This is a genomic window from Lentzea sp. NPDC054927, assembly GCF_053610285.1.
Window position 1 is genome coordinate 112,434 of sequence record NZ_JBSGXZ010000020.1, and the last position, 26,374, is coordinate 138,807.

21 protein-coding genes are annotated in these 26,374 nt (G+C 69.2%); 12 read left to right on the plus strand and 9 right to left on the minus strand.

Translation table 11 applies throughout. The features are described 5' to 3' along the window. Positions 1 to 73 precede the first annotated feature (73 nt). Both ACWGE0_RS25440 and ACWGE0_RS25445 read right to left on the minus strand, forming a co-directional pair. A complete protein-coding gene (locus tag ACWGE0_RS25440; protein ID WP_452263393.1) occupies positions 74 to 784 on the minus strand; it encodes a DUF6542 domain-containing protein in 711 nt (236 codons plus the stop codon). A gap of 89 nt (positions 785 to 873) precedes the next feature. Continuing rightward, the gene (locus ACWGE0_RS25445) at positions 874 to 1,785 is read right to left on the minus strand and encodes a DNA recombination protein RmuC (RefSeq protein ID WP_452263394.1); all 912 of its coding nucleotides are present in this window, start codon (positions 1,783 to 1,785) and stop codon (positions 874 to 876) included. Positions 1,786 to 1,884: 99 nt separating this feature from the next. On the opposite strand from ACWGE0_RS25445, the gene ACWGE0_RS25450 reads away from it, so the two are divergent. The 3 genes from ACWGE0_RS25450 to ACWGE0_RS25460 all read left to right on the plus strand — a co-directional run bounded on the left by ACWGE0_RS25450 (position 1,885) and on the right by ACWGE0_RS25460 (position 6,971). Next, positions 1,885 to 3,024: an exonuclease SbcCD subunit D gene (locus ACWGE0_RS25450; RefSeq protein ID WP_452263395.1), complete on the plus strand. Its 1,140-nt coding sequence runs from the start codon at positions 1,885 to 1,887 to the stop codon at positions 3,022 to 3,024. Further along, complete coding sequence (locus ACWGE0_RS25455; RefSeq protein WP_452263396.1) at positions 3,021 to 5,897, plus strand: AAA family ATPase; 2,877 nt, start codon at positions 3,021 to 3,023, stop codon at positions 5,895 to 5,897. Before ACWGE0_RS25450 ends, ACWGE0_RS25455 begins: the two co-directional genes overlap by 4 nt. Positions 5,898 to 6,527: 630 nt before the next feature. Beyond that, on the plus strand, positions 6,528 to 6,971 hold the full coding sequence (locus ACWGE0_RS25460) for a hypothetical protein (RefSeq protein WP_452263397.1): 444 nt from the start codon (positions 6,528 to 6,530) through the stop codon (positions 6,969 to 6,971). Between the two features lie 6 nt (positions 6,972 to 6,977). Here ACWGE0_RS25460 and ACWGE0_RS25465 read toward each other — a convergent pair whose 3' ends face one another. Both ACWGE0_RS25465 and ACWGE0_RS25470 read right to left on the minus strand, forming a co-directional pair. Further along, positions 6,978 to 7,475 carry a methylated-DNA--[protein]-cysteine S-methyltransferase gene (locus ACWGE0_RS25465; RefSeq protein WP_452263398.1) on the minus strand — a complete coding sequence of 166 codons (498 nt, stop codon included), beginning with the start codon at positions 7,473 to 7,475 and terminating at the stop codon, positions 6,978 to 6,980. Beyond that, positions 7,472 to 8,758, minus strand: a complete 1,287-nt coding sequence (locus ACWGE0_RS25470) for a bifunctional transcriptional activator/DNA repair enzyme AdaA (protein ID WP_452263399.1) — start codon at positions 8,756 to 8,758, stop codon at positions 7,472 to 7,474. Before ACWGE0_RS25470 ends, ACWGE0_RS25465 begins: the two co-directional genes overlap by 4 nt. Before the next feature lie 80 nt (positions 8,759 to 8,838). On the opposite strand from ACWGE0_RS25470, the gene ychF reads away from it, so the two are divergent. The 5 genes from ychF to ACWGE0_RS25495 all read left to right on the plus strand — a co-directional run bounded on the left by ychF (position 8,839) and on the right by ACWGE0_RS25495 (position 17,626). Further along, the gene (ychF, locus tag ACWGE0_RS25475; protein WP_452263400.1) at positions 8,839 to 9,918 is read left to right on the plus strand and encodes a redox-regulated ATPase YchF; all 1,080 of its coding nucleotides are present in this window, start codon (positions 8,839 to 8,841) and stop codon (positions 9,916 to 9,918) included. A gap of 110 nt (positions 9,919 to 10,028) precedes the next feature. Then, a complete protein-coding gene (locus ACWGE0_RS25480; protein ID WP_452263401.1) occupies positions 10,029 to 13,136 on the plus strand; it encodes a BTAD domain-containing putative transcriptional regulator in 3,108 nt (1,035 codons plus the stop codon). 11 nt (positions 13,137 to 13,147) lie between these two features. Further along, on the plus strand, positions 13,148 to 15,847 hold the full coding sequence (locus tag ACWGE0_RS25485; protein ID WP_452263402.1) for a BTAD domain-containing putative transcriptional regulator: 2,700 nt from the start codon (positions 13,148 to 13,150) through the stop codon (positions 15,845 to 15,847). Positions 15,848 to 15,907: 60 nt separating this feature from the next. Continuing rightward, positions 15,908 to 16,063 carry a DUF6131 family protein gene (locus tag ACWGE0_RS25490; RefSeq protein WP_086662791.1) on the plus strand — a complete coding sequence of 52 codons (156 nt, stop codon included), beginning with the start codon at positions 15,908 to 15,910 and terminating at the stop codon, positions 16,061 to 16,063. Between the two features lie 309 nt (positions 16,064 to 16,372). Then, positions 16,373 to 17,626 carry a mannosyltransferase gene (locus ACWGE0_RS25495; RefSeq protein WP_452263403.1) on the plus strand — a complete coding sequence of 418 codons (1,254 nt, stop codon included), beginning with the start codon at positions 16,373 to 16,375 and terminating at the stop codon, positions 17,624 to 17,626. On the opposite strand, the gene ACWGE0_RS25500 is transcribed toward ACWGE0_RS25495, so the two are convergent. Together ACWGE0_RS25500 and ACWGE0_RS25505 are read right to left on the minus strand one after the other, a co-directional pair. Further along, positions 17,543 to 18,526 carry a glycoside hydrolase family 88 protein gene (locus tag ACWGE0_RS25500; protein WP_452263404.1) on the minus strand — a complete coding sequence of 328 codons (984 nt, stop codon included), beginning with the start codon at positions 18,524 to 18,526 and terminating at the stop codon, positions 17,543 to 17,545. The two genes, ACWGE0_RS25495 and ACWGE0_RS25500, sit on opposite strands and share 84 nt — an antisense overlap. 59 nt (positions 18,527 to 18,585) lie before the next feature. Next, entirely contained in the window at positions 18,586 to 18,879 is a 294-nt protein-coding gene (locus ACWGE0_RS25505) for a 4a-hydroxytetrahydrobiopterin dehydratase (RefSeq protein ID WP_452263405.1), read from the minus strand. 137 nt (positions 18,880 to 19,016) lie between these two features. Here ACWGE0_RS25505 and ACWGE0_RS25510 point away from each other — a divergent pair, with 137 nt between their 5' ends. The 4 genes from ACWGE0_RS25510 to ACWGE0_RS25525 are packed head-to-tail and all read left to right on the plus strand — an operon-like array spanning position 19,017 to position 23,324. Then, a complete protein-coding gene (locus tag ACWGE0_RS25510; RefSeq protein ID WP_452263406.1) occupies positions 19,017 to 20,018 on the plus strand; it encodes a thiamine ABC transporter substrate-binding protein in 1,002 nt (333 codons plus the stop codon). After that, complete coding sequence (locus ACWGE0_RS25515; RefSeq protein ID WP_452263407.1) at positions 19,982 to 21,601, plus strand: ABC transporter permease; 1,620 nt, start codon at positions 19,982 to 19,984, stop codon at positions 21,599 to 21,601. Before ACWGE0_RS25510 ends, ACWGE0_RS25515 begins: the two co-directional genes overlap by 37 nt. Beyond that, positions 21,601 to 22,554 (plus strand): ABC transporter ATP-binding protein, encoded by a 954-nt coding sequence (locus ACWGE0_RS25520; RefSeq protein ID WP_452263408.1) that lies wholly within the window; start codon positions 21,601 to 21,603, stop codon positions 22,552 to 22,554. The genes ACWGE0_RS25515 and ACWGE0_RS25520 overlap by 1 nt, the downstream gene beginning before the upstream one ends. Before the next feature lie 11 nt (positions 22,555 to 22,565). Further along, a complete protein-coding gene (locus tag ACWGE0_RS25525; RefSeq protein ID WP_452263409.1) occupies positions 22,566 to 23,324 on the plus strand; it encodes an SDR family oxidoreductase in 759 nt (252 codons plus the stop codon). Here the strand turns inward: ACWGE0_RS25525 and ACWGE0_RS25530 are convergent. Genes ACWGE0_RS25530 through ACWGE0_RS25540 form a run of 3 tightly spaced genes read right to left on the minus strand, consistent with a single transcriptional unit; the run spans position 23,321 to position 26,192 of the window. Continuing rightward, complete coding sequence (locus tag ACWGE0_RS25530) at positions 23,321 to 24,121, minus strand: ABC transporter permease (RefSeq protein WP_452263410.1); 801 nt, start codon at positions 24,119 to 24,121, stop codon at positions 23,321 to 23,323. The two genes, ACWGE0_RS25525 and ACWGE0_RS25530, sit on opposite strands and share 4 nt — an antisense overlap. Beyond that, positions 24,118 to 25,122, minus strand: a complete 1,005-nt coding sequence (locus ACWGE0_RS25535; protein ID WP_452263411.1) for an ABC transporter ATP-binding protein — start codon at positions 25,120 to 25,122, stop codon at positions 24,118 to 24,120. The genes ACWGE0_RS25530 and ACWGE0_RS25535 overlap by 4 nt, the downstream gene beginning before the upstream one ends. Next, positions 25,119 to 26,192, minus strand: a complete 1,074-nt coding sequence (locus ACWGE0_RS25540; protein ID WP_452263412.1) for a LolA family protein — start codon at positions 26,190 to 26,192, stop codon at positions 25,119 to 25,121. Before ACWGE0_RS25540 ends, ACWGE0_RS25535 begins: the two co-directional genes overlap by 4 nt. Positions 26,193 to 26,374: the final 182 nt, after the last annotated feature.

Consider the following 26,374-nt stretch of genomic DNA (forward strand, 5'->3'; position numbering starts at 1 on the left):
CAGGGGGGTTGTTGTCCGTGATCCGTTGTACGGCGTTCGCGGGGGCGATCACGAACAACGGGCGTTGTCGCGGCTAGCGGTCCTCGCGCGGTGGCCGTGGCCTGCGCTGGCCTGCCGGACGCTCGGCGCGGGCCGCACCGTCCGGGCGGGGGCGGCGGGCCGGGGCACCTTCTGGTCGCGGACGGCGCGCGGGGGCGCCTTCCGGACGGGGACGGCGCGGGCGCTCCTCCTCGGCGGGCTCCTCACGGGGCCTGCGGGCCGGCTTGCCGCGTTCCCGGATCTCCGCCTTGGCCTCGCGGACCTCGTCCTTGGACGGCCGGTTCGGGTCCTTCTGCAGGACGATCCGCAGGATGCCGAGCGCGACGGTGACGGCGGTGGTGACGGCCATGACCGGGAAGCTGTCGATCAGCGGCTTGCCCAGGCCGAGCGCCATGTTGGCGAGGCCGCCCTTCTGGACGCCGCCGGTGACCAGCACGAACGTGGGCACCGTGGCCGCCAGGATGAGCGGCGGCTGCACCATCGGCGCGAACAGGCTGCGACGCTGGACCAGCAGGATGCCGGCGAGCGCGCCGGCGAAGAACACACCGATGAACGTCCAGCCGACGGTCTTGCTGGAGTTGATGTCGATGAACGCGGCGATCAACGCCGGGACCAGCGCACACAGGATCGCAGCCCACCACGGGATGCCCCTGAACTCACCGAAGGCGGCCCGGTAGTTCCACGGAACCTCGTCGTAGTCCTCGACGTCGTCGAAGGCCGCCGAACGATCGCGCAACTCACTCACGCCGCACACGGTAGCCGTTCGGCCATTCGGTGTTCGTCAGTCCGCAGGTTTCTCACCTAGAAGCAACCTGTCGGCACGCTCCGTGCGTTTTAAGCGGACTGTTCGTCCGCCCTTCGGACGAGAGGAAGGGGCGTAGGGGTGGCGGAGGCGTCCGTCAACGGCTCCACGCTCGCCCGGAAGCCCTCCAGAGCGTCCAGTTCCCTGCGCCTCGCTGAGAGGAAGCGCTGCAGGTGCGTGGTGGAGAGGTTGACCGCATCGATGGCGGTGTCGGCTGCCCGGTTCGCGCGGCCGGCTTGGAGCCTGACCTGCTCGACGTCGTCGGCCAGCGCCCGCTCGGTGACGGCGAACATCGCGGACGACGCGATCACGGCGAACCCGGTCGGGCCGCACAGGAAGACGCGGCGGTCCAGCAGCCAGCGCAGGAGTTCGGGATCGGTGTCCAGGGCGGCGACGACCGCGCCGTCGTTGGGCACGAACATGATCGTGCCGTAGATCGCGTCCGCCCAGCGCTGGTAGCCCTTGCCTGCCAGTTCGGCGGCGCGGGAGCGGATGTTGCGGACGTGCACCCGCAGCGCGTCCTGGCGTTCCTGCGGATCGTCCGTTTCGACCGCTTCCGCCCAGCAGGCCATGGACATCTTCGAGTCGACGGGGACCGCACGGCCGCCGCCGACGTTCAGCACCATGTCCGGGCGCACCGAGCCGCCGCCGGCCACGTCGGTCTGCAGCGTGTAGTGGAGGTTTTCCCTCAGGCCGAGTGCGCGCGCTGTTTCGACGAGCACTTGTTCGCCGAGCTCACCGCGTCCGCTCACGCTGGAGAACGCCACTTCGTAGCGTTGCAGGGCTTGTTGCTGCACGTCGTAGCGCGCGCGTTCGGTGCCGATGGCGGCGAGCGCCTCGTCGGTGCGGCGGACGCTGTCCTGGTAGAGGCGCCAGACGAACAGCAGCGCCCCGGCACTGACTAGTGCCAGGACGAGCGAGGCGGTGATGATCACTGCGGTCACGGCACCGATGATGCTCCCTCAAAGATGTTGAACTCGATCGGGTGACACGCCGGGAACCCTCCCGGAGATTTGTCAGACCTCGTCTCTACGGTTGGTGCCATGCGGATCCTGCACACCTCCGACTGGCACGTGGGGCGCACGTTCCACGGCCGCGACCTGCTCGTGGAGCAGGAGTCGGTGCTGAGCGGCCTCGCTGACCTGGTGTCTTCCGAAAAGGTCGACGTCGTGGTCATCTCCGGCGACCTCTACGACCGCGCGGTGCCGTCCGCCGACGCGGTGTCGTTGTGCGCGCGGGTGCTGATGCGGATCCGTGCTGCCGGGGCGCGGATCGTGATCACACCCGGCAACCACGACTCGGCGGCGCGGATCGGGGTGTTCGGCGAGTTCGCGGCGTCCGGCGGGCTGTACCTGCGCACGCAGATCTCGTTGCTGGACAAGCCGGTGGAGCTCGCGGACGAGCACGGGCCCGTTGCGGTGTACGGGATTCCGTTCCTGGAGCCGGAGCCCGCGCGGCACGTGCTCGGGATTGCGGAGAAGGGGCACGCGCCGGTTCTCGGTGAGGCGATGCGGCGGATTCGAGCCGACCTGGCATCGCGTGAGGCGCGTTCCGTGGTGCTGGCGCACGCGTTCGTGACCGGCGGGGCGCCGTCGGAGTCCGAGCGCACCATCGCGGTGGGTGGCGTGCAGGACGTGTCGATGCAGGTGTTCTCGGGCGTCGACTACGTGGCACTCGGGCATCTGCACGGTCCGCAGACGCTGGCGGAGAACCTGCGGTACTCGGGCAGTCCGCTCGCGTACTCGTTCTCCGAGGCTCGGCACCGCAAGTCGGTGTGGCTGGTGGAGCTGGACGCGGGCGGGCTCGTCGGGGTGGAGCGGCGGGATCTGCCGGTGCCGCGCCCGCTGGCCTCGCTGACCGGTACGTTGGCCGAGGTGCTGGAGGATCCCGCGCACAAACCGTTCGAGGACCACTTCCTGTCCGTCGTGCTGACGGACCAGGTGCGGCCGATGGATGCGTTGCGGCAGTTGCAGAAGCGGTTCGAGCACGCGGTGCACGTGGAGTGGCGGCCGGAGCAGGGGCTGCAGCACAACATGACCTATGCGGACCGGGTGCGTGGCCGGTCCGACGAGGAAGTGGCCTGTTGTTTCGTGTCGGACGCACGGGGTTCCGAGCCGTCCGAGGCGGAGAAGGCGTTGCTGCGTGAGGCGTTCTCGTCGGTGGCGAGGGAGCAGGAGCAATGAGACTGCACCGCCTGGAGCTGACGGCGTTCGGCCCCTACCCGCGGCCGGAGACCGTCGACTTCGACGAGCTGGGCGCGGACGGGTTGTTCCTGCTGCACGGCGACACGGGCGCGGGCAAGACGACGTTGCTCGACGCGGTGGCGTTCGCGCTGTTCGGCCGGGTGCCGGGCGCTCGTGGCGACGTGAAGAAGCTGCGCTGCGAGTACGCCGACCCCGAGGTGCCGACGTCGGTGGAGCTGGAGCTCACCGTGCAGTCGCGGCGGTTCCGGATCGTGCGCTCGCCGGAGTTCGATCGCCCGAAGAAGCGCGGTGGCGGTTTCACGACGCAGCCCGCGAAGGCCTCGCTGACCTGGCTCGAAGGCTGGGACGGCGAGGGCATCACCCGCATCGACGACGTGGCGCGGGCCGTCGAGGACATGCTCGGGATGTCGTACGAGCAGTTCTTCCAGGTCGTGCTGCTGCCGCAGGGCGAGTTCGCCCGCTTCCTGCGCTCGGACACGGCCGAACGCGAGGTGCTGCTGGAGAAGCTCTTCGGCACCGAGCGGTTCCTGGACGTCGAGAAGTGGTTCCGCGACAAGCGGGTGGTCGCCGGTCGCGTGCTGGAAGAACGCCGCCAGGGCGCGTCCGAGCTGATGCACCGGGTGGCTGAGGCAGCTGGTGAGGAGCCGTCGTTCGAGCCGGGCTGGCTGGAATCGGTGCTGGAGCGGCTGTCGCTCGCGGTCCGGGAAGCCGAGGCGTTGTCCGAGGAGACGGCCGGGGTGGCCGACGGCGCGGACGCCCTGCTGGCCCAGGCCCGCGTGCACGCCGACCAGATCCGCCGCGTGCGCGATGCCCGCGAGATGCTGGCCCGCGTCGAGGCGGCCGACTCGGCGTCGTGGTTCGCCGAACGTGACGCGGCCCGCCGCGCGATCCCCGTCGTGCCCGCGTTCGGTGAGATCGCGAAGTTCCAGCAGTCCTACGAGTTCGCGGTCCGCGACGAGGCGCGTGCCGCGGAATCGCTGGCGCGCCTGGGTTACTCCGGTTCGTCGTTACGTGAGGATGCGGAGCGCTACCGCGAGGAAGCCGGCGGCCTGGCCGAGCTGGCCGCCGAAGCCGAACGCCAGCAGGCGGACGTGCGCAAGCTGTCGGTGCTGAAGAACTCCTCGTACCAGGTCGAACGCCGGTTGCTGGCGCTGAACACCGAGCTGGAAGTGCTGCCGGAACGCGTGGCCCAGTGCCGCGCGCAGCTGGACGCGGCCGCCGAGGCCTCCGCCCGCCTGGAGGGCCTGAAGGCCCGCGCGGACGCCGCCCTCGCGCTGCCGGACGCCGGGGAAGCGTTGGAGCGCACCAAAAAGGAGCTGCACGAGGCGATCGACGTCCACCAGAAGGCCAAGGACGTCCTCCAGCAGGTCCGGCACCAGCGCCTCGAGAACATGGCCATCGAGCTGGCCGCGGCCCTGAAACGCGGCAAGCCCTGCGCGGTCTGCGGCTCCTCCTCGCACCCCGCACCGGCCCAGCCGATGCTCGGCGGCGTCGACGCGGCCGACGAAGAAGAAGCGGCCCACGACGAGCAGCAGGCGCTGGACCGCCGCAACGAGTCCGAACGCGCCGCGCACGCCGCCGAACTGCGCATCCAGGCGTGCTGGGAAGCCCTGGGCTCCGACGAGCCGGCGTTCGTCGTGTCCGAGTACCACGCGGCCCTGGAGCTGGCGCGGACCAAGTCGCAGCGGCAGAACGAGTTCGTCGGCCTGGAAGCCAAGACCCGCGAGCTGGGAGCCGAGAAGGCCAAGGTCGAGCAGGACCTGGTGGGCTTGCGCACCGAACACACGTCGCTGGTCACCGTGGTCTCGGAACGCGGCGCCCGCCTGGACAAGGCCCGCGGCGAACACGAGGACGTCCTGACCCGCCGCGACCACCTGCTGCGCCTCGCCAAGTCACTGGTCGAACTAGCCGACCGCCGCGCGGCCCGCGACGCCGCGCTGGCCCGCGTCGAGGAGCAGCAGGCCTCCGTCGCCGCCCTGGCAGCGGACGCCGGCTTCCCGGACGTGGACGCCGCGCTGTCCGCCGCCCGCCCAGCCGCCAAACTCCAGGCGCTGGACGAGCGGATCGCCGCCTGGGAACGCGCCCGCGCCACAGCCGCCGCCACCCTGGAAGAGCTGGCCGACGTCGACCCGGCCGCCGAGGTGGACCTGAACGAGGTGACCGCGCAAGCCTCGTCCGCCCGAGCAGCGGCCTCGTCCGCCGCGACCGGCCTGGCCCGAGCCCGAGCGGCCCTTGCCCGCGTGGGCGAACTGGCCGCCCGGCTGCGCGCCGAGTGGAAGTCCCTGGAGCCCCTGGAAGCCTCCTACGCCGAGCTCGACGCGCTGACCGACGTGATCAACGGCCGCGGCCAGAACTCCAAGAAGATGACACTGCGCTCCTACGTCCTGGCCGCCCGCCTGGAGGAGGTGGCCGTAGCCGCCTCGGCCCGCCTGCACCGCATGAGCCAGGGCCGCTACAGCTTCGTGCACTCCGACTCGGCCGGCGCCCGCGGCACCCGTGGCGGCCTGAACCTCGACGTGCTGGACGACTACTCGGGCCGCGCCCGCCCCGCCAAGACGTTGTCCGGCGGCGAGTCGTTCCTGGCCTCGCTGTCGCTGGCGCTCGGGCTGGCTGATGTGGTGGCCAACGAGACCGGCGGCGCGCTGCTGGACACGCTGTTCGTGGACGAGGGCTTCGGCACCCTGGACTCGGACACGCTGGACATCGTGATGAACACGCTTGACGAGTTGCGTGCCGGTGGGCGCGTGGTCGGGCTGGTGTCGCATGTGGAGGAACTGCGGCAGCGGATTCCGACGCGGTTGCGGGTGCGGAAGGCCCGCAGTGGGTCGACGTTGGAGGTTTCGCTGGCGTGACGCGGGTCGGTCTGGCGGGGGTCGGCTTGCGTTGGCGGGTGCCGGTTGCGAGCGTGCGGGTCGGCTTGAATGCGGGTGGTCGCGTTCCAGCGGAGGGGTCGCCTTGCGTTGGCTGGTTGCGTTCCAGCGTCGTTGCGCGGGCATTGACGAGGCGTGGGAGTTCATCGCTGCTGCGCGACGATTGCGATTGGGGCTTGACCTTGAGCCTCTGGCGGGATGCTGGACGGCCTCCAAAAGCCGGGGATTAAAGCGCCCCGGCCGAACCCGAACAGCGAAGCATCCCGCCCCCTCAAGATAAAGCCCCAATCGCGGGGCGTGGGGGTGCACCGCTACCCATCGAGGCACCACTACGCGGGCTCACCCGGCGCGGCAATACCGACAGAGTTCCCCACGCGGCAATACCGACAGAGCAGCCATCGCGGCATCGCACCTGGGCATACCCATGCGCGCATCGGCTACGGGCTCACCCATCTGCGCATCACACTGCGGTCGTCGCATGTGGACGAACTCCGTCGGTCCCTCTAACCTCGGCCCGTGCTGTCCCACGTGGAAATCACCGCGCGCGTCACGCTGACGCCGGTTGCCCACTTCGTCTGGTCGAACCGGTTGGAGTACGCACACGATTGTTTTGTGTGCCGTCGGGTGGGGCGGACCGTGTCGTTGCACCCCAATGCGGAGAACGGGTTGTGCCATTCGTCCGAGCGGCGGTTGGAGTGGCAGGACGATCTCGATGTCGCTGGTGCGCATCCGGCGCCGATCAGGGTCACCGGATTCGACACCGCCGGTGATGAGACCTCGCAGCGGTTGCGATGCCGGTTGGCCTTTTGGTGGTCGCCGTTCTTCGACCTCAAGCGGCCGGACGAGCGGGCTTCCGAGCTGAGCGAGAAGAGGTGGGTCCGGCTGCACTACCGCGTCGGCTGTCACGTGTGCCGGGACGCCGGGCACGACGACTGGTTCAGGCCCCAGAACTCGGTGCAGACCAACCAGGTCTGGCCGGTCACCAGTTCGTGTCCGCGGTGCGACACGGAGCTGGTGACCGTTGCCGGGCCGCCGGAGATCAACCTCGTTGGTTAGAGGCGATCAGGCCTCGTGGGCCAGCAGCCAGCGCTTGACGTCCAGGCCCCAGCGGAAGCCGCCCAGGTTGCCGCCGATTCGGATCACGCGGTGGCACGGGACGAACAGAGCCGCGGAGTTGCGGGCGCAGGCTGAGGCCGCCGCGCGGATTGCCGCCGGGCGGCCGGAGAGTTCGGCGTACTCGCTGTAGGTGACCGGTTCGCCGGCGCGGACGGTGCGCAGGACGTCCCACGCGTGTTGCAGGAACGGGCCGGACTTCTGGCGGACCTCCACCGTGTCGATCGAGGTCAGGTCGCCCTCGTGGTAGGCCACCACGGACTTGGTGACGTCGCCGAGGTCGGGGCGGGAAGTGATCTCGGTGGGCATCAGGGTGGCGTGGATCTGGGGCGTCAGCAGGGCGATGTCGGCGGTCCAGCCGCTGGCCAGCACTGCCCCGTCCGGCGCGACGATCGCGGTGAACGGCCCCGCCGGGGTGTCCACAGTGGACGTGTGTGCGACGCTCATGATGTTGCTGCCTTCCTCGTCAGGTGTGCTCCGGCGTAGGAGCGCCACGGCCGCCAGTCGGGGCCGTGGGAAGCCAGGTTTCGCGAGTTCGGGGGGAGTACCAGCACGTCTGGTGCTCCCAGCACTCGCATGGCCACCTCGTCGGCGACGGAAGCGCCGGCCAGGGGTGCCAGTTCTTCGGTCAGGTCTTCTGCCGAGCGGCCCACGTCCACGGCGAGTCTGCCGGTTGCCAGTGCCTCGGTGACGGGGTGGTCCCCCGCCGAGTAGAGGTGGGTCAGGGCACCGTCCGGGATCCGCAGCGGCACGCCGGTGAACGGGGCCACCAGGCGCAGCAGCGTTTCGGCGCCGTCGACGCTGCCCGGCACGCGGATTCCAGGGGTGGCGCGGACCAGCGGGCCGATGATCGGGTCGGCGCCGAGGAACGAGTCGACGGCTTCCGGGTCGGCGTCGAGGTCCAGCAGGCGGCGCACGCGGGAGACTGCGGCGCCCAGGTCGCGCACGTCGGCCAGCCTCAGCGAGCACAGGACGTGGTCGGCGGGGAACGTCAGCCGGACTGTCGCTTCGCCGTGCGGTAGCGACAACGTCCGTGCGTAGGAATCGGCCGTGACCTCCTCCACTCCCGGCAAGGCGTGGGCGCGGAAGTACATCAACAGGCCGTCGGCGTCGAACGGTGGCCGGTAGGGGAGTCGCAGCACGATCCGGCCGGGGGTGCCGACCGGTGCCTTGCCTCGGCCGCGCATGTCGGACGGCGTCGAGGCGAACACCATGCGGATGGTGTCGTTGAACTGCCGCACCGACGCGAAGCCCGCGGCGAACGCGATGTCCGCGAACGGCAGTTCAGTCGTCTCGATCAGCAACCGCGCGGCGTGGGCGCGGTGGGCGCGGGCCAGAGCCAGCGGCCCAGCGCCCAGTTCGGAGGTCAGCACCCGCGTGAGGTGGCGTTCCGAGTAGCCCAGCCGGGAGGCCAGGCCGGTGACGCCGTCGCGTTCGACGACGCCGTCGCTGATCAGGCGCATCGCGCGGCCGGCCAGGTCCGCCCGGAGGTTCCACTCGGGTGAGCCCGGCACGGCGTCCGGCAGGCACCGGCGGCAGGCGCGGAAGCCCGCCGACTGCGCGGCGGCGGCTGTCAGGAAGAACTGGCTGTTGCGGCGCTTCGGGGTCACCGCGGGGCACGACGGCCGGCAGTAGATGCCGGTCGTGCGGACCGCGTGGATGAAGCACCCGTCGAACCGGGCGTCACGTGCGGCGCAGACCCGGTAGGCGTGTTCTTCGTCAATGACCATGCCGTCGATCCTGCCAGCGGGAACGGCCAAAGGCTCGCGGGAATCGGACACGACCGTTCCCTGCCGTAGACTCGCTCCCCGTGAGTTTGACCCTCGGTATCGTCGGCCTGCCCAACGTTGGCAAGTCCACCCTGTTCAACGCGCTCACGCGCAACGACGTGCTCGCCGCGAACTACCCGTTCGCGACCATCGAGCCGAACGTGGGCGTGGTGCCGTTGCCGGACGCGCGCCTCACGAAGCTCGCTGAGATCTTCGGCTCCGAGCGCGAGGTGCCCGCCGTGGTGTCGTTCGTCGACATCGCGGGCATCGTGAAGGGCGCGTCGGAGGGTGAAGGTCTCGGCAACAAGTTCCTCGCCAACATCCGCGAGGCGAACGCGATCTGCCAGGTCATCCGTGTCTTCGACGACCCGGACGTCGTGCACGTGGACGGCCGCGTCGACCCGTCGAGCGACATCGAGACGATCAACACCGAGCTGATCCTCGCCGACCTCCAGACCCTCGAGAAGGCCATTCCGAGGATCGAGAAGGAGGCGCGGATGCAGAAGGACCGCCGCGTCGCGCTCGAGAACGCGAACAAGGCCAAGGAGATCCTCGACTCCGGCCGCACGCTGTTCTCCGCGCAGTCCGAAGTGGACACCGAGCTGCTGCGTGAGCTGTCCCTGCTCACCACCAAGCCGTTCCTCTACGTCTTCAACGCCGACGAGGGCGTGCTGACCGACGAGCCCCGCCTGAAGGAACTGCGCGAGCTGGTCGCCCCTGCCGACGCGGTGTTCCTCGACGCCAAGGTCGAGTCCGAGCTGCTCGAGCTCGACGAGGAGTCGGCCCGCGAGCTGCTGGAGTCGATCGGCCAGCACGAGCCGGGCCTGTACTCCCTGGCCCGCGCCGGCTTCCACACCCTCGGCCTGCAGACCTACCTCACCGCAGGTCCGAAGGAAGCGCGCGCCTGGACCATCCCGCAGGGCGCCACCGCCCCGCAGGCCGCCGGCGTCATCCACACCGACTTCGAGAAGGGCTTCATCAAGGCCGAGGTCGTGTCGTTCGACGACCTGGTCGCGGCGGGCTCGAAGGCGGACGCGAAGGCGGCGGGCAAGGTCCGCATGGAGGGCAAGGACTACACGATGGTCGACGGCGACGTGGTGGAGTTCCGCTTCAACGTCTGACCAGCTGACGCAGTGAGGCCCTTCCGCACGGAGGGGCCTTTCGCGTTTCAGGACCACCACGGCCGCCGCTGGCGGGTCGTCGTGCATCCGCGCACTTAGACTCCCTGATCGTGAGAGTTGAGTACCGGGTGCTGGGACCGCTCGAGGTACTGCTCGACGGCGAACCGGTGGCTGTTCCTGCCGGGCGCGGGCGAGTGCTGCTCGCCATGTTGTTGTTGCGCGCCAATCGGTTCGTGTCGGTGGACGAGCTGGTCGAGCGGGTGTGGGAGGGCGAGCCGCCGGAGCTGGGCCGGGCGCACAAGACCTTGCAGACGGTGGTCATGCGGCTGCGGCAGGCGCTGGGTGAGGCGAACTGCGTGCGCACCGAGCGCGGCGGGTACCTGGCCGAGATCGAGCCGGAGCAACTCGACCTCGCGAGGTTCCGCACCCTGGTCGGGCAACGGGAGTTCGGGGCGGCGCTGGCGTTGTGGCGCGGGCCGGTGCTGGGCAACGTCACCTCGGAGTCGCTGCACCGCGACGAGGTGCCGCTGCTGGTCGAGGAACAGCTCTCCGCGCTGGAGCAGCGGATCGAGGCGGATCTCGCGGTCGGACGGTCGGTCGAGCTGGTCCCGGAGTTGCAGGAGCTCACCCGCAGGCATCCGCTGCGCGACCGGTTCTGGGCCAACCTCATGCTGGCGCTGTACCGCTCGGGTCAGCAGGCCGGCGCGCTCGCGGCGTATCGGCAGGTCAGCGAGCTGCTGGCGGACGAACTGGGGATCGACCCGGCGCCCGCGCTGCGTGAACTGCACGAGCAGATCCTGCGCGGAGAGGTCGCGCCGCCCAAGGACAGGCCCGTCACGCCACGGCAGTTGCCGCCGGACCTCACCACGTTCGCCGGGCGCGAGCGTGACGTCGAACGGCTCGCCACGAGCGAGGCGAAGGTACTGGTGATCGCGGGTACCGGCGGAGTGGGCAAGACCTCGCTCGCCGTGCACTGGGCGCACCGGATCGCGGAACGGTTCGAGGACGGGCAGATCTTCGTGAACCTGCGCGGGCAGGATCCGGTGCGGGCGATGTCACCGCAGGAAGCGCTGACCCTCGTCCTCAAGGGGCTGGGTGTCGACTCCGTGCCGGTCGGCCTGGACGAGCTGGTGGCGCTCTACCGCTCGCTGGTCGCGGACCGGAAGTTGTTGCTGGTGCTGGACAACGCCGCGAACGTCGAGCAGGTGAGGCCGCTGTTGCCCGCGTCCGGCGGGGCTCTGGCGATCGTCACCAGTCGCGGTGACCTGCGAGGACTGGCGCTGCACGACGCGGATCTCCTGCGGCTGCCCACGTTGAGCGACGACGGCGGCATCCGGCTGCTGGAACGGGTGCTCGGCGAGAACCGGGTGCACGTCGAGGCGGACGCCGCTGCCGCGCTGGTGCGGTTGTGCGGAGGGTTGCCGCTGGCGTTGCGCATCGCCGCCGCGGACCTGAGCACGCAGGACGCGATGACCATCGCGGACAAGGTCGCGCAACTGGACGACGACACACTCGGTGAGCTGGCGGTTCCCGGCGATCCCTCGGCCGCGGTCAGCGTGGTCCTGGACGAGAGCTACTCCTCGTTGCCGGAGGACGCACGACTGGTGCTGCGCCGGCTGGGGTTGTTGCCCGGCGCGGACTTCACCGCCAACGACGCCGCCGTGATCGCCGGCCTGCCCAACGCCCGCCGCGAGCTCAACCACCTCGTCGGCGTTCACCTCGTCGAACAGCGCGGCACCCGCTTCGCCCTGCACGACCTGCTGCGGGTGTATGCACGCGAGCGGTGCACGACCCAGGAGACCGACGAGGCCATCGCACGGTTGTACGACTTCTACCGGCGGATGGAAGACGACGCGGCCGAGTTGCTGTTCCCGGACCAACGCCGGTTCCCGCTCAACACCGCCACGACCCAGCTGCCCGGTGTGGTGCTGAAGACGTCGGACGAGGCGTTCGCGTGGCTGAGGGACGAGTACCAGAACCTGGTCTCGACGATGGTGGTCGCTACCGACCGGGGTGACCACTGGCCCGCCAGCGAGATCGGCGCCGTGCTCGCCTCCTACTGCTACGAGGTCCGCGACGACACGAACTGGTCTGCGTTGTGCGCGATCCGGGAACGTGCCGCCCGCGAGTCCGGCGACGACGTCCTGATCGCGTCCTCGAACCTCGGCACGGCGGTCTACTGCTTCAGCCAGGGGGATTTCGCCCAGGTCAAGCAGCTCACGCAGGCGGCACTCGACCTGAGCACCGGGACCGGCGACCTGGCCGCTCAGGCGTCGGCGCACAACATCCTGGGTGCGCTGAGCCGCATCGCGGGGGACACACCTGCCTCTCTGCACCACCAGCAGCAGGCGCTCGCGATCCACGAGCGGACGGGGTCGGTCGAGGGGCAGGCGCTGGTCCTGCTCAACATCGGCACGATCCTGTTCCAGGTGCCCGACCTCCTCGCCGCCGAGCGCTCACTGCTCAGGGCGCTGGAGCTCACCGGCTCGCCGGGCCTGCGGGGACACGCGCACGTCTGCCTGGTCAGCGTCTACATGGAGCTGGGCAGGTTGCACGAGGTGATGGCTCACCACGAGGCGTACCTCGCGCTGCAGGCGGAACTCGGAAACCCGCGGAGGAACACGCTCGAGGCCAGCATCACGGTTCGGGCGAAGCTGGCGCTCGGCCAGGCCGACGAGGCGTTCGACCTGATGGTCGACGTGCTCGAGGAGACGCGGCTCTGGGTGGGCGTCGAGGAGGAGTTCGAGGCCTGGAACGCGCTGACCGAGGTGTTCGACGACTGCGGTGCGCTCGAAGACGCGCTGGCGGCCGCACGCCTGCAGGTCGAGCTCGCCGACCAGGAGACGATGGTCCACCAGCGGATCGCCGCGGACTTGGCGGCCGCGCGTTCACATCGCAAGCTCGGTCACTACGAGGCAGCGAAGCACCACCTGAGCGAAGTACGCGCCCGGCTCGGCGACCACGCCCTGGGCGCGGGGGATGAGCTCAGGGAACGCGCGTTGCTGCACCTCGCGCTGGGCGAGACCGAGGAGGCGCTGCGGTGTGCGGAGGAGGCCGTGGCCACCCACCGCCGAACCCTCCAGCGCCACCTGGAAGGGCTGTCGCACCAGGCGCTCGCGGAGGTGCGCCGTGCCACGGGTGACACCGAAGGCGCCGCGGCCGCGGAAGCCCTGGCCGTCGAGGCTCACCGGGACTGCGGCGTGCCGGTGCGCACCTAGACTCGGCCGGTGTGATCGTCGAGTACCGCGTGCTGGGGCCGTTGGAGGTGCTCGCAGACGGCGAGCCTGTCGCTGTTCCTGCGGGGCGCGGGCGAGTGCTGCTCGCCACGTTGTTGTTGCGGGCCAACGAGTTCGTGCCGGTCGACGAGCTGGTCGAACAGGTGTGGGACGGCGAGCCGCCCGCCCCCGGCCGGGCGCACAAGACGTTGCAGATGGTCGTGGCACGGCTCAGGCAGTCGCTGGGCGCGGCGAACTGCGTGCGCACGTCGTCGCGCGGTTACTCGGCCGAGGTGGCGCCCGATCAGCTCGATCTGACCCGTTTCCGCCGGCTCACCGCGCAGGGCGACTACCGCGCCGCGTTGGAGCTGTGGCGCGGCAAGGCGTTGGCCAACGTCCAATCCGAGTCGCTGCACCGTGAAGACGTGCCGCGGCTGATGGAGGAACAGGTCATCGCGCTGGAACGGCGGATCGACCAGGACCTGGCCGGCGTCACCGACGTCCTCGTGCCCGAGCTGCGCGCGTTGGTGCGGCAGCATCCGTTGCGGGAAGTGTTCTGGGCCCAGCTGATGCTCGCGCTGCACCGCGCGGGCCAGCAGGCCGAGGCTCTCGCGGTGTTCCAGGAGATCCGCAGGCGCCTCGACGACGAACTCGGCGTGGCCCCGGGACAACGGCTGCGCGAGGCACACGACCGAGTGCTGCGGGACGAGGTGCCGGCGAGCGCGGTCGTACCTCGCCAGCTCCCGCCCGCACATCCGCACTTCGTCGGCCGCGAGCACGAGCTGGCACGGCTGACCGAGACGCTCGGAACGCGGCCCGGCGGACCCGTGCTGATCTCCGCGATCAACGGCATCGGCGGTGTCGGCAAGACCGCGCTCGCGCTCCAGTGGGCGCACCTGGTGGCCGATCGTTTCCCGGACGGCCAGCTGTACGCCGACCTGCGCGGCTTCGACACCCGTGCCGACCCGCTCGACCCGCTCGTGGTGGCCCGCGACTTCCTGATGACGCTCGGCGTGGAGCAGATCCCGAAATCCGACGACAGGCTCATCGCGGCCTACCGGTCGGCACTGGCGCAACGCCGGGTGCTGGTGGTGCTCGACAACGCCCGCGACGTCGAACAGGTGCGTCCGCTGTTGCCGGGCGGCGCGGCCAACCTGGTGCTGATCACCAGTCGCAACCGGCTCCAGGGGCTGGTGGTCAGGGAGGGCGCGTACCCGGTCGCTCTCGACGTTCTCGGCGAGCGGGAGGCGGTCGGCCTGCTGACCGAGCGGGCGGGCGCCGGCCGGATCGAGGCCGAGCCGGAGGCCGTGTCCCGCCTGGTGGCGCGGTGTGCGGGACTGCCGCTGGCGCTCGGCATCGTGGCCGCTCGCGCGGCCTACGGGGACTCGCTCACGGCGCTGGCCGACGAGTTGGAGAAGGAACGACTCGAAGCGTTCGACGTCGACGACCCCGCGACCGACGTCCGCGCCGTCTTCTCCTGGTCGCTGCGCTCCGTCAGCGAAGCCGCTGCCAGGCTGTTCGTGCTGCTCGGCCTGCACCCCGGGCCGGAGTTCACGGTGGCCGCCGCGGCGAGCCTCTCCCGGCTTCCGGTGGAGGCCGCGCAGCGGGCGTTGAACGAGCTCGTCGCGGTGAGCCTGGTGGCCACGAGGCACACCGGCAGGCTCGGGCTGCACGACCTGCTGCGCGACTACGCCGCCGAACGCGCTGCCGAGCTGCCGGACCAGGACGAGGCCGTGCGCGTCATGCACGACCACTACCTGCACACGTCGAGACACGCCTGGAGCTGGCTGCAGAGCAATCCGGCCTGGCCGGGGTTTCCCGCGCCCGCCGAGCACGCGGTGGTCGAGCCCGCCACCGACCACGACACGGCGAACGACTGGTTCATCGCCGAGCACGAGGTGCTGCTGAGGCTGACGACGCAGGCTCTCGACACGGGGCAGGACGACCTCGCGTGGCGGTTCGTGTTGTCGATGCACATGTCCCTCCTGCGCCGGGGACACGCGGCTCTGGCCGAGTCGCTGGAGCTGCGGGCGCTCGACGCCGCACGGCGGGCAGGCGACGACTGGGGCCACGCACGCATGCACCGGAGCCTGGCCGGGATCTACATCGCCACGCGCTCACTGCCGGAAGCGGAGTTCCACCTGCGGGAGGCGCTGCGGCTGGACGTCGCGCGGGGAGACGTCGTCGCCGAGGCGAACCTCAGCCGGGGACTCGCCCAGGTGTTCCGGTTCCAGCAACGGCACCAGGAGGCGGTGGACCTGCTGCTCGGAATTCAGGACAGGGCAGACGACCTTCCCGATTTCGAACGGGCGCACCACCTGGCCGCTCTCGGCACGGCCTACCTCGAGATGGGACAGGAAGAGCGCGCACTCGAGTTCTGCGAGAAGGCCAGGGATCGTTACCGTGCGATCGAGGGGCTTGCACCGTCCGTGCTCGCCACCACCAACCTCGAAGCGCTGGCCGAGATGTACCTGAAGCTCGGCAGGACCGGCGACGCCGTCTCCCGCTACGAGGAGTCCATCGCGCTGCTGAGGGCGATGCGCGCCACCTACGACCTGGCGCACACGCTCGGCCTGCTGGCGAAGGTCCTGGCCGACCACGGTGAGCGGGACCGGGCTAGGGCACACGTGCTGGAAGCGGAGGCGATTCTCGGTGACAGCGACGGCGTGCAGGCCCGGCTGGTCAGGGAGGTGCTGAGAACAGTCATGACGTGAAGAGGTTTGTACCGACCTCTGTGGGGTAGCCCAGAGAAGGATTCCCCACCTGGAGGTGTCATGATCGTCCTTGGTCTGATTTTGCTCGTCGTCGGATGGCTGGCTGGCATCAGCATCCTGACGACCATCGGCGTGGTGCTTCTGGTGATCGGCGCGATCCTCGCCGTCCTCGGCGCGGTCGGCAAGCCGGTCGGTGGACGCGCGCACTACTTCTAAAGCTGCGCCTGAAGCCACGCCGCGCCTGAAGCGCCCTTTCCTGATCTAGGAAAGACGAAGGGGGAGCCTCCCAAGTGGAGGCTCCCCCTTTCGCTTGTCCTACAACAGCTTTGAACGAACTGTCAGACGCTGCCCTTGGAACGAGCGGCAACGGCGAACACTCCGAACGCGACCCCCAGCATGGCCAGAGCGGCGACAGCGGCAACTACAAGATCAACAGACATGATCAGAAAAACTCCCTCTTGCGATCTCTCCCGTTGTTATGACGCCGGGGTACCCGCGAACGTTGCCTCGGGTAACGTTTTCGGGGTGAAACTCCGTGCTGTGGAAGCGCGTGTGCTCTCCGTAGCACCGTGGCTGCTCGTGTTGTCGGTCGCCGGGCACCTGCTGATGGTCGCTTTCCAGGCGAAGATGACCATGATCGACCTGCTGGTGTACCGCAACGGATCGCCGCATCTGTTCTCCGGCGACCTGTACGAGTGGCGGCTCGACCAGTACGCGGACGTGTTCCCGCTGCCGTTCACGTATCCGCCGTTCGCGGCGGCGATCTTCACGCCGATGAGCTGGATCCCGTGGGAGGCCTCGCGCTGGGTCTGGCAGCTGATCTGCCTCGGCTGCCTCTACTACATCGTGCGCACGAGCCTGAAGTTGCTGAAGCTGCAGGACGCGCGCCGCGCGATGATGTGGACCGCGCTGGTGCTGTGGATCGAGCCGGTGCGCACCACGCTCAACTACGGCCAGATCAACCTGGTACTGGTGGCGATCCTGATCGGCACGCTCGCGAGCGCACGCAACTGGGTCGGCGGCGCCGGTGTGGGCTTCACCGCGGGCATCAAGCTGACGCCCGCTATCTCCGGTTTGTACTTCCTGATCCAACGACGGTGGATGGCCGCTGTCTGGTCGTTCGTCGCTTTTGTGGCGGTGTACGGGATCGGCTGGGTGATCTCACCGTCGCAGTCGGACAAGTTCTGGTTCCAGCTGCTCGGTGACGCCAGCCGCGTCGGGCCGGTCGGCAGCGCGATCAACCAGTCGTTGCGCGGTGCGCTGAGCCGCACGGTCGGCTACGACGTCGGGCGCCTGCGACACGACCACCTGGTCACCGACTCCACTCTGCCCTTCTTCCTCTACCTCGCCGCCATGCTCGGCGCCGCCGCGCTGACGTGGTTCGCGGTCAGCAAGACCAAGGACGTGCTGGCGTTGATCGTCAGCGTGCAGATGCTCGGCCTGCTGGTCTCGCCGATCTCGTGGAGCCACCACTGGGTGTGGATGGTGCCCGCCCTCCTGTGGCTGACCTACGAGGGCGGACACCTCCTGTGCAAGATCACCGCCGGCCTGTGGGTGCTGCTGACCGGCGGCTATCTGATCTCGTTCCTGCTGCTGGCCCAGCCGAACATCTGGGACTTCCCGCGCCCGTGGTACTTCGTGGTGCTCGGCTGGGGCTACCCGGCAGCGGGCATGCTCACGTTGGTCGCGATCGGTCTAGCAACCCGGCGTAAGAGGGACGAGCTGCTGCCCGGCGATGAGGAAGCTGCCGGTAGCGAACCCACTCGAGTCGCCGGCTGAGGCGGGCTTCCAGGAGTTGCGGGCCGCCGACCAGCCGAGCAGGCCGTTGGCGTCCAGCGCGGCCTGAAGGGCCTGCCAGCCCTTCTGCACGTGCGGCAGGTAGGTGTCCTTGTCGAGCACGCCCGCGTTGATGCCCGCCGCCAGCGCGTAGGTGATCATCGCGGTGGCTGCCGAGTCCTTGCCGGTGGCGCCCCAGAAGCCGTCGTGGCGCTGCAGGTACCGCAGTGTCTGGGCGGACTTGCGCAGCGTCTTGGCGTAGTCGGCGCGGTACGGGTTGTCCTTCGGCAGCATCAGGATCGCCTTGGCCAGGCCCTGCACCGCCCAGCCGTTCGTCTGCACGTTCAGGCTCCACAGGCCCGTGACCTCGTTGAACGTCCGCTTCTTGAGGCCGCGGAACGACTTGTACGAGTAGTCGAGCAGGTCCTGGTCGAGGTCGCGGACGGCGACCTCGGTGAACGACGGCAGCGACATGGTCAGCGCGTCCGGCGACTGCCAGTAGTCGTACTTCCCGGTCTTCGCCTGGGCCCGCAGGTTGTCCCGCAGCGGCTGGAGCACCGCGGGCTCCGGGTGGAAGAACGACACGGCGAGATAGGCCTCGCCGCTTGCCTGCGGGTCCGGTGCGTACGGGTTCGCCGGGTCGATCGGCAGCAGGTACTTGTTCGCCTGGACCCACGGCCACGTCTTGTGGTTGCTGATCCCGGTGGTTCGCACCTGGGCGATGTTGCCGGTGTGGAAGTTCCCGTTGGACCAGTTGTTCGCCTTGTGGTCGTTGCTCGTGTTGAGCCACGCCTGGCTGGCCTTGATCATCGAGTCCGTCACGGCACACGGCACGGCTTGAGCAGCCGCGGGTGCGATCAAAAGGCTACCGGCCAGCGCCATGACGAATACAGGTGTGCGCAACCGCATGAGGGTTGTCCCTCTCATTTCCGCGGGCGGCGGCAGCGCACATCTTGACCGAATCAGCTCATCGCGTCCAGGACTCCGTCGATTTCCTCGGCGAGAGAGACGTCGAGTGCGGTGATTCCTCCCTTGTAGTGGGTGCTCAGGCGGAATGTGAGGGTCTTGTAGCGGATGTCGATGTCCGGATGGTGGTTGTCGTTCTCCGCGATCTCCGCGATCCGGTTCACGACCATGATCGCCTGAGAGAAGCTCGCCAGCTCCACGGTCCGGACCAGGACCGCGTCCTGCGCGGTCCAGTCGGGCAGCTTGGGCAGCACGTCGTTCAACTGATCGTCGCTCAACAGCTCGGCCATGTCCTGATCGTCCCACCACGTCACGTAGGCTGCGCGTTTGCCACGGGAGTCCGGTGAAGCGCCGGGCTGAGAGGAGGGCTCGCAAGCCCTCGACCGTCCACCTGATCCGGGTCATACCGGCGTAGGGAGAGATTTGCGTGAAAAGGATTTTTGCTGTCGCCGCTGCCGCAGTGGTGTTGACCGGTTGTTCGGCCGGTACTTCGACCGCGCCGCAGACGCACGAGGTCACTTTGGTGACGCACGACTCGTTCGTCGTGAAGGAAGGCCTGATGGACGAGTTCCAGAAGGCCACCGGCATCACCGTGAAGCAGATCGCGAGCGGTGACGCCGGCGAGCTCACGAACAAGCTGGTGCTCACCAAGGCGAACCCGATCGGCGACGTCGCGTTCGGCGTCGACTCGACGTTCGCCTCGCGCGCGCTGGCCGAGGGCGTGTTCGCCGAGTACGCCTCGCCGGAGGCCTCCAAGGGCGCTCAGCGGTACCAGGTCGATTCCACGGGACGGCTGCACGCCGTCGACGTCGGTGACGTGTGCCTGAACATCGACCCGGCCAAGCTCGGCGGGGTCGAGCCGGCCTCGTACGAGGACCTGATCGACCCGAAGTTCAAGGACAAGCTGGTCGTGGAGAACCCGGCCACGTCCTCGCCGGGGCTCGCGTTCCTGCTCGGCACGATCGCGAAGTTCGGCGAGAACGGCTGGCAGGACTACTGGACCAAGCTCAAGGCCAACGGCGTCAAGGTCGTGAGCGGCTGGGAAGAGGCCTACAACCAGGAGTTCTCCGCCACCAAGGGTGATCGGCCGATCGTCGTCTCGTACGCGTCGTCGCCGTCGGCCGAGGGCGGGAAGACCAAGGCCGTGCTCGGCACCTGCTACCGGCAGGTCGAGTACGCGGGTGTGCTGTCCGGCGCCAAGAACTCCGCCGACGCGCAGAAGGTCCTCGACTTCCTGCTGAGCGAGAAGTTCCAGGCCCAGGTGGCCGAGCAGATGTACGTCTACCCGTCGCGTGAGGGTGTCGCGCTGCCCGAGTCGTGGGCCAAGGACGCTCCGTTGCCGCCGAACCCGCAGACGCTGCCCGCGGACAAGGTGAAGGACAACCGCGAAGCATGGGTCGAGCAGTGGCGCAAGCTCGTGCAGGGCTGAGTTCCCGTACCGGTTGGTCGGCGGCGGCGCTGTTGCCGCTGGCCTTCCTGGGGTTGTTCTTCGCGTGGCCAGTGCTGGCGATCGTGTCGCTCGGGCTGCGCGAAGGTGGCGTGCTCGACGCCGTCTTCTCCGGGGAGACCTGGGAACTCGTCTGGTTCACGCTGGGGCAGGCCGCGGCGTCGACGGTGGTGGCGGTCCTCTGCGGGCTGCCGGTGGCGTTCGTGCTGGCGCGGTGCAGGATTCGCGGGCTCGGGTTCGTGCGAGCCGCGGTGATGGTGCCGTTCGTGCTGCCGACCGTGGTGGTGGGCCTGGCTTTCCGGACGTTCTGGCCGGACGGCGGGGTGCTGCCGATCGTGCTGGCGAACGCGTTCTTCAACGTCGCCGTGGTCGCACGGACCGTCGGTGGACTGTGGGCGCACACGGATCGGCGGGCTGAGGACGCGGCTCGCGCGCTTGGTGCTTCCCGGCCTCGGGCGTTCCTCTCGGTCGTGTTGCCGGCGTTGGCGCCTGCGATCGGGTCGGCCGCGGCGGTCGTGTTTCTCTTTTGTGCCACGAGTTTCGGCGTGGTCCTGGTGCTGGGCGGGTCGCGGTACCGGACGCTGGAGACCGAGATCTACCTGCGGACCGTCGAGTTGTTCGATCTGTCCGGGGCGGCGGCGTTGTCGTTGCTGCAGTTCCTTGCGGTGCTGGCGGTTCTGGTTCTGGGTGCGGTGGCTCGACGGCGGCGGGAGACCGCGTTGTCGTTGCGCGACCGGGAAGAGCTGGCGCGGCGGCCGTACGGTGGCGAGTGGTACGTTGTGCTGGCCGCTTTCGCGGTGGTGGTGGCGCTGCTGACGCCCGTGGTCGGGCTGGTGACGCGGTCGCTGTCCACTCGGGACGGTTGGAGCTTCGCCGGGTACACGGCTTTGGCGACCCGTGGTGATCGCGGGACGCTGGCGGTGACCGGTCTCGACGCGGCCATGAACTCGGTGCGGACGGCGTTCGACGCGACCGTGGTGGCGTTGCTGGTCGGGGTGTTCTCGGCCGTCGTGCTGGTCGGGTTGCGGCGGTCGGGCTCGCGGATCGCCGAGGTGCTCGACACCGCGTTGATGCTGCCTTTGGGCGTGTCCGCCGTGACTGTCGGTTTCGGTTATCTGGTCACGATGGACGCGTTGCCCGGTGATTTCCGGACTTCGCCGTTGCTGGTGCCGTTGGCGCAGGCGTTGGTGGTGACGCCGTTGATCGTGCGGATGGTCTTGCCGGTGTTGCGGGCCGTGGACGAACGACTGCGGCAGGCGGCGGCGACGTTGGGCGCCTCGCCGTTGCGCGTGTGGCGTGAGGTGGACCTGCCGCTGGTCGGACGGTCGCTGGTGGCGGCGGCCGGGTTCGGGTACGTGGTGGCGCTGGGGGAGTTCGGGGCGACGAGCTTTCTGGCGCGACCGGACGCGCCGACGTTGCCGGTGGTGATCGCGCGGCTGATGTCGCGGCCGGGTGAGTTGAACAGCCAGATGGCTTACGCGGCGTGCGCGCTGCTGATGGTCGTGACGGTCGGGTGCGTGCTGCTGATCGAGCGGTTGCGCGTGCCGGGCAGCGGGGAGTTCTGATGGCGCTGGAACTGGACTCGATAACCGTCCGTTATGGACAGACGGCCGCAGTGTCGGACGTGTCGCTGTCGGTGGCGGACGGCGAGGTCGTCGCGTTGCTCGGGCCGTCCGGGTGCGGGAAGTCGACCTTGTTGCGCACGATCGCAGGGCTGGAGAAGCCTTCTTCCGGCTCTGTCCGGTGGGATTCGGCGGATCTGGCCGGTGTTCCGGTGCACCGACGCGAGTTCGGGCTGGTCTTCCAGGACGGGCAGCTTTTTCCGCACCGGTCGGTGGCCGGGAACGTGGCTTTCGGGCTGCGGATGCGTCGGGTGGATCGCGAAGAGCGCGACAAGCGGGTGTTGTCACTGCTCGAACTGGTCGGGCTGGACGGATATGCCTCGCGGCGGGTGACGCAGCTGTCGGGTGGCGAGCAGCAGCGGGTGGCGCTGGCGCGGGCGTTGGCTCCTTCGCCGCGGTTGTTGTTGCTGGACGAGCCGTTGTCGGCGCTGGACCGGGCGTTGCGGGAGCAGCTCGCGGTCGATCTGGCGCGGTTGCTGCGGGAGGCGGCCACGACGGCTCTTGTGGTGACGCACGACCACGACGAGGCGTTCACGCTGGCCGACCGGGTGGCGATCATGTCGCGCGGCCGGATCGTCCAGGTGGGCCCGCCGGCCGAGGTGTGGTCTTCGCCCGTTGACGTGGAGACCGCGAAGTTCCTGGGGTGCAACAAGTTCGTGCCCGGCTCGTTCGTGGGCCTGGACGCGGAACGGGTGGGGCTGCGCGCCACGGCGTTGCGGGTGGATCCGTCCGGGGCGCTGGAAGGCACTGTGCTGGAACGGGTGCACCGGCGGGATCACGTGCGGTTGCTCGTGCAGATCGACGGCGAGGAGTACGAGGCCGTGGGACCGATGACCGAGATCGGGGACCAGGTCCGGCTGGAAATTGACTTGGACGGCGTTGCCCGGATCGGTTAGCTGGGGGTCCTATGGGATCTCTCGAGGGACGAGTCGCGCTGATCACGGGCGTGAGCAGGCGGCAGGGCATCGGATACGCGATCGCGCGTCGGCTGGCCGGGCTGGGCGCCGATCTGTTCGTGCAGCACCACGTGGCGCACGACGCCGCCCAACCGTGGGGCGCGGACTCGATCGAGGACGTGATCGCGGGCATTGGCGGTCGCGTCGAGCACCTCGGTGCCGATCTCGCTCTGCCGGACGCGCCGGACCAGCTGATGGCGGCCGCGGTAGAGGCTTACGGGCGTGTCGACGTGCTGGTGTGCAACCACGCGAGCAGCGGGCCCGACGGCAAGCTGGGTGAGCTGGACGCGGAGAAGATCGACGCGCACTACGCGGTGAACACGCGGTCGTCGATCCTGTTGGCGCAAGCGTTTGCCGGGCGGCACGACGGAGCACCGGGCGGGCGGGTCGTGTTCATGACGTCCGGGCAGAACCTCGGGCCGATGCCGGGGCAGATCGCCTACGCGGCGGCGAAGGGCGCACTGGTGGGGATCATGTCGACGTTGTCGCACCAGCTGATCAGGCAGGGGATCACCGTCAACGCGGTGAACCCCGGCCCGACCGACACCGGCTACGCGAACGAGGAGACGAGGGAGTGGGTGCGCGATCACATGCCACTGGGCCGCTGGGGTCAGCCGGACGACGCCGCCCGGCTGGTCTCCTGGCTCTGCACCGACGACGCTGAGTGGATCACCGGACAGGTGATCAACAGCGAGGGCGGTTTTCGTTAGCTGTCCTTGGTGATGAGGCGCATCGCGGCGAGGCCGGTGCCGATCAGCAGGTAGCAGCCGGCGAGCAGCGTGCTGCTCCAGATCTGGTCCGGCGGGATCGGATCCCGCATCACGTCGACCAGGCCGGGGAAACCCGTCGTGATCAGGAACGGGTGCAGCCAGTCCAGTGACGAGAACTGCCCCAGCACCTGGAACACGATGATCGTCGTCATCGTCGCCGCCTGCACCACCAGCGGGTGCTCGGTGGTGGACGAGACGGCGAGCGCGACCGCACCGATCGACACCATCTGGAACGTCACCAGCAGGATGAACAGACCGATGCGCAGCAGGCCTTCACCGGTGCTGAGCGTGGTGCCGGTCAACGTCACCATGCCGTCCGTGCCGAGGAACGCGGTGCCGGCGATGATGCCCACGACCGCCATCAGCGTGACGGCCAGCAGTGACATCGCGGCGAGCCCGAACAGCTTCACGAACAGCAGTCGCACCCGTGACACCGGTGCGACCAGCAGCCCGCGCAACGTGCCGTGCTGCGCCTCGCCCGCAAGCCCGTCCGCCGCCCAGATCGACGCGACCAGCGGCAGCAGCAGGTTGAGCGACAGGAACAGCGTGAAGATCGGCACGACCATGCCGTTGCCCTGCAGGATCGCGGCGAGACCAGGCCCGCCGTCGCCCTCGCCGGCGGTCCAGATGCCGAAGCTGATGATGATCGGCACCAGGATCAGTCCGAACAACCCGATCAGCGTCCGCGGCCTGCGCAGCATCCAGCGCACCTCGGACGCGAACTGACGCGTGATCATCGCGAACCCCCGTCCAGCGTGTCCACAGCGGACATTCCGCGCTCGGCCTCCTCGGCCTCGGTGAGCCGTGCGAACAGCTCTTCGAGCCCGGTCTTCCAGCGCGTCGCCTCGAAGACCTGGGCGCCTGCCTTGACGAGCGTCTCGATCACCTGAGGCGCGCTCGTCCCCGCGAGCTCGACGCGCAGGCCGTCACCCAGCGGTCGTGCGGAGATCTTGGCCTGCCGCAACGCGCTGAGTGCCGTCTCGACGTCCGGCGTGATCACCTGGAGCGCCGAACCGCCCGCCTGCAGCAGTTCGGTCAACTCTCCTTGCGCCACCACGGTTCCGCGGTGCAGAACGGCGACGTGCGTGCAGGTCGCCTCGACCTCGCTCAGCAGGTGGCTGGAGACGAGGACGGTGCTGCCCGCCGCGTGCAGTTCGGCGACGATCTTGCGGATCTCCCTGGTTCCCGCCGGGTCGAGGCCGTTGGTCGGCTCGTCGAGCACGACCAGCTTGCGCGGCACGAGCAACGCCGCGGCCAGGCCGAGACGTTGCTTCATGCCGAGCGAGTACCCCCGGTACCTGCGATGGGCCGCCTGGGCGAGCCCGACGCGTTCGAGCGCGTCCTCCACTGCCTGCTTGATCTGCTTCTTCGGCAGCAGCGGCTCGAACGCGGCACACCTGACGAGGTTCTCCCGCCCGCTGAGGAACGGGTGGAACCCCGGACCCTCGACCAGCGCGCCAACGTGCGGCAGCGCGTGCTCGGCACCGTCTGGCAACGGCTTGCCGAGCAGCTCGATCTCCCCCTGGGTGGGCCGCACCAACCCGAGCAGCATCCGGATCGTGGTCGTCTTGCCCGACCCGTTGGGGCCGAGCATGCCGAGCACAGCCCCCTCCGGCACCTCGAGGTCGACGCGGTCCACGGCGACCGTGCTCCCGTACTCCTTGCGCAGACCCCTGGTCCGCGCGGCGACAGCGGATTTCGTCGGTGCTGTCACCGGCGCGCTGGTCGAGGTGGTCACTTCACCTGTCCGATCGTGTCGAACAGCACCTGCTCGGGCACGGCGCCCGCGACAACACGGCCGTCGTCCGCGATCAGGATCGTGGCGACCTTGGTGTTGAACAGCTTGCCGCTGCCCCAGCTGCCGCTCACCTTCTTGGTGAACCGGTCGACCAGACCCTGCGCCTCTGCGGGCACCTGGGCCATGGCCTCAGCGGGGATCCGCGCGCCGACCACGGTGTCCCAGCCGGTGCCGAAGATCTGCGGGTCCTTGCCCTGCAGCGCCTGCTCGATGCCGACCTCTGGCTTGCCCTGCTGGCGCTCCTCCTTGGCCTCCGGCGTGGTGACCTTGGCGTTGGCCGGCGGGGTGAACTGGAACAGCTTGTCGTCCTGCTTGCCCACGTTGATCTCGCGGAAGCCGACCGTGCCGGACGGCTCGCTCGTCCCGTTGGTCAGGACAGCGACCCTCAGCGGCATCTTGAGCTCGGCGTCGACGGCGATCCTGACCTCGCGGATCAGCGTCTTCTCACTCGCCTTCGGGGTGAGAACGAGCTCGTAGGCAGCGCGGTTGGCGACCCTTGCGGTGCCGTCGACGCTGATGTCGCTGAACTCCTTGGTCATGGTGACGATCTCCTTGGCCGCGGTGGCCGGGTCGATCGCCTTCTGCTCGGAGTTCGGCTGGTCAGGCTTCTGGTCCGCCTTGTGCTCGGACTTCGTCACCTCGTTGTCCTGCGAGTTCCAGGACCACGTGGTGGTGCCGTCGTCCACGATGGTCTGCTCGGACTGGCCGTTCGGCAGGGCGAGCCGGAGCTTGCCGTTGCCGTCGGTCCAGATCCTGGCGCTGTGCTTGCCGTCGGCCAGCTGCGGGATCTGCGAGATCGCCGGGAGACCCAGTTTGTTGTCGACCTCCACGGTGCCGCCGAACGCGCTCGGCTTGCTCGTCAGGACCTGCTCGACCAGGGTTTCCGGGGCGATTGCGGGTAGGGATGGTGGCTGGCCTGCGCCTGCTGGCATTGCCAGCAGGCCTAGGCCTGCCGCACCGGTGAGCACACCGGCCGCAGCAGCGGCCAGGGTCACCTTTCGGTTGTTCATTTGGTCCCCTCCTCCAAGGGCTTGTGGTTACTAGCTTGGGGGCGGGTTGCTGAGATGGTGCTGAGACCAGTTCTACCTGGTGTTTTGGTGGGGTGCATCTGGGGTTGTGGGCTTTGTGGGTGGTCACCTTTCCGTGGGGGTGGGGGTCCCCCACCCCCCCCCCCACACACACAAGAACAAAA

Coding starts and splice junctions, on each gene's coding strand:
- ACWGE0_RS25450 (WP_452263395.1), top strand. CDS start 1,885: ATGCGGATCCTGCACACCTCCGACTGGCACGTGGGGCGCACGTTCCAC.
- ACWGE0_RS25455 (WP_452263396.1), top strand. CDS start 3,021: ATGAGACTGCACCGCCTGGAGCTGACGGCGTTCGGCCCCTACCCGCGG.
- ACWGE0_RS25465 (WP_452263398.1), bottom strand. CDS start 7,475: ATGAGCGTCGCACACACGTCCACTGTGGACACCCCGGCGGGGCCGTTC.
- ACWGE0_RS25470 (WP_452263399.1), bottom strand. CDS start 8,758: ATGGTCATTGACGAAGAACACGCCTACCGGGTCTGCGCCGCACGTGAC.
- ACWGE0_RS25490 (WP_086662791.1), top strand. CDS start 15,908: ATGATCGTCCTTGGTCTGATTTTGCTCGTCGTCGGATGGCTGGCTGGC.
- ACWGE0_RS25505 (WP_452263405.1), bottom strand. CDS start 18,879: ATGGCCGAGCTGTTGAGCGACGATCAGTTGAACGACGTGCTGCCCAAG.
- ACWGE0_RS25515 (WP_452263407.1), top strand. CDS start 19,982: ATGGGTCGAGCAGTGGCGCAAGCTCGTGCAGGGCTGAGTTCCCGTACC.
- ACWGE0_RS25520 (WP_452263408.1), top strand. CDS start 21,601: ATGGCGCTGGAACTGGACTCGATAACCGTCCGTTATGGACAGACGGCC.
- ACWGE0_RS25525 (WP_452263409.1), top strand. CDS start 22,566: ATGGGATCTCTCGAGGGACGAGTCGCGCTGATCACGGGCGTGAGCAGG.
- ACWGE0_RS25530 (WP_452263410.1), bottom strand. CDS start 24,121: ATGATCACGCGTCAGTTCGCGTCCGAGGTGCGCTGGATGCTGCGCAGG.
- ACWGE0_RS25540 (WP_452263412.1), bottom strand. CDS start 26,192: ATGAACAACCGAAAGGTGACCCTGGCCGCTGCTGCGGCCGGTGTGCTC.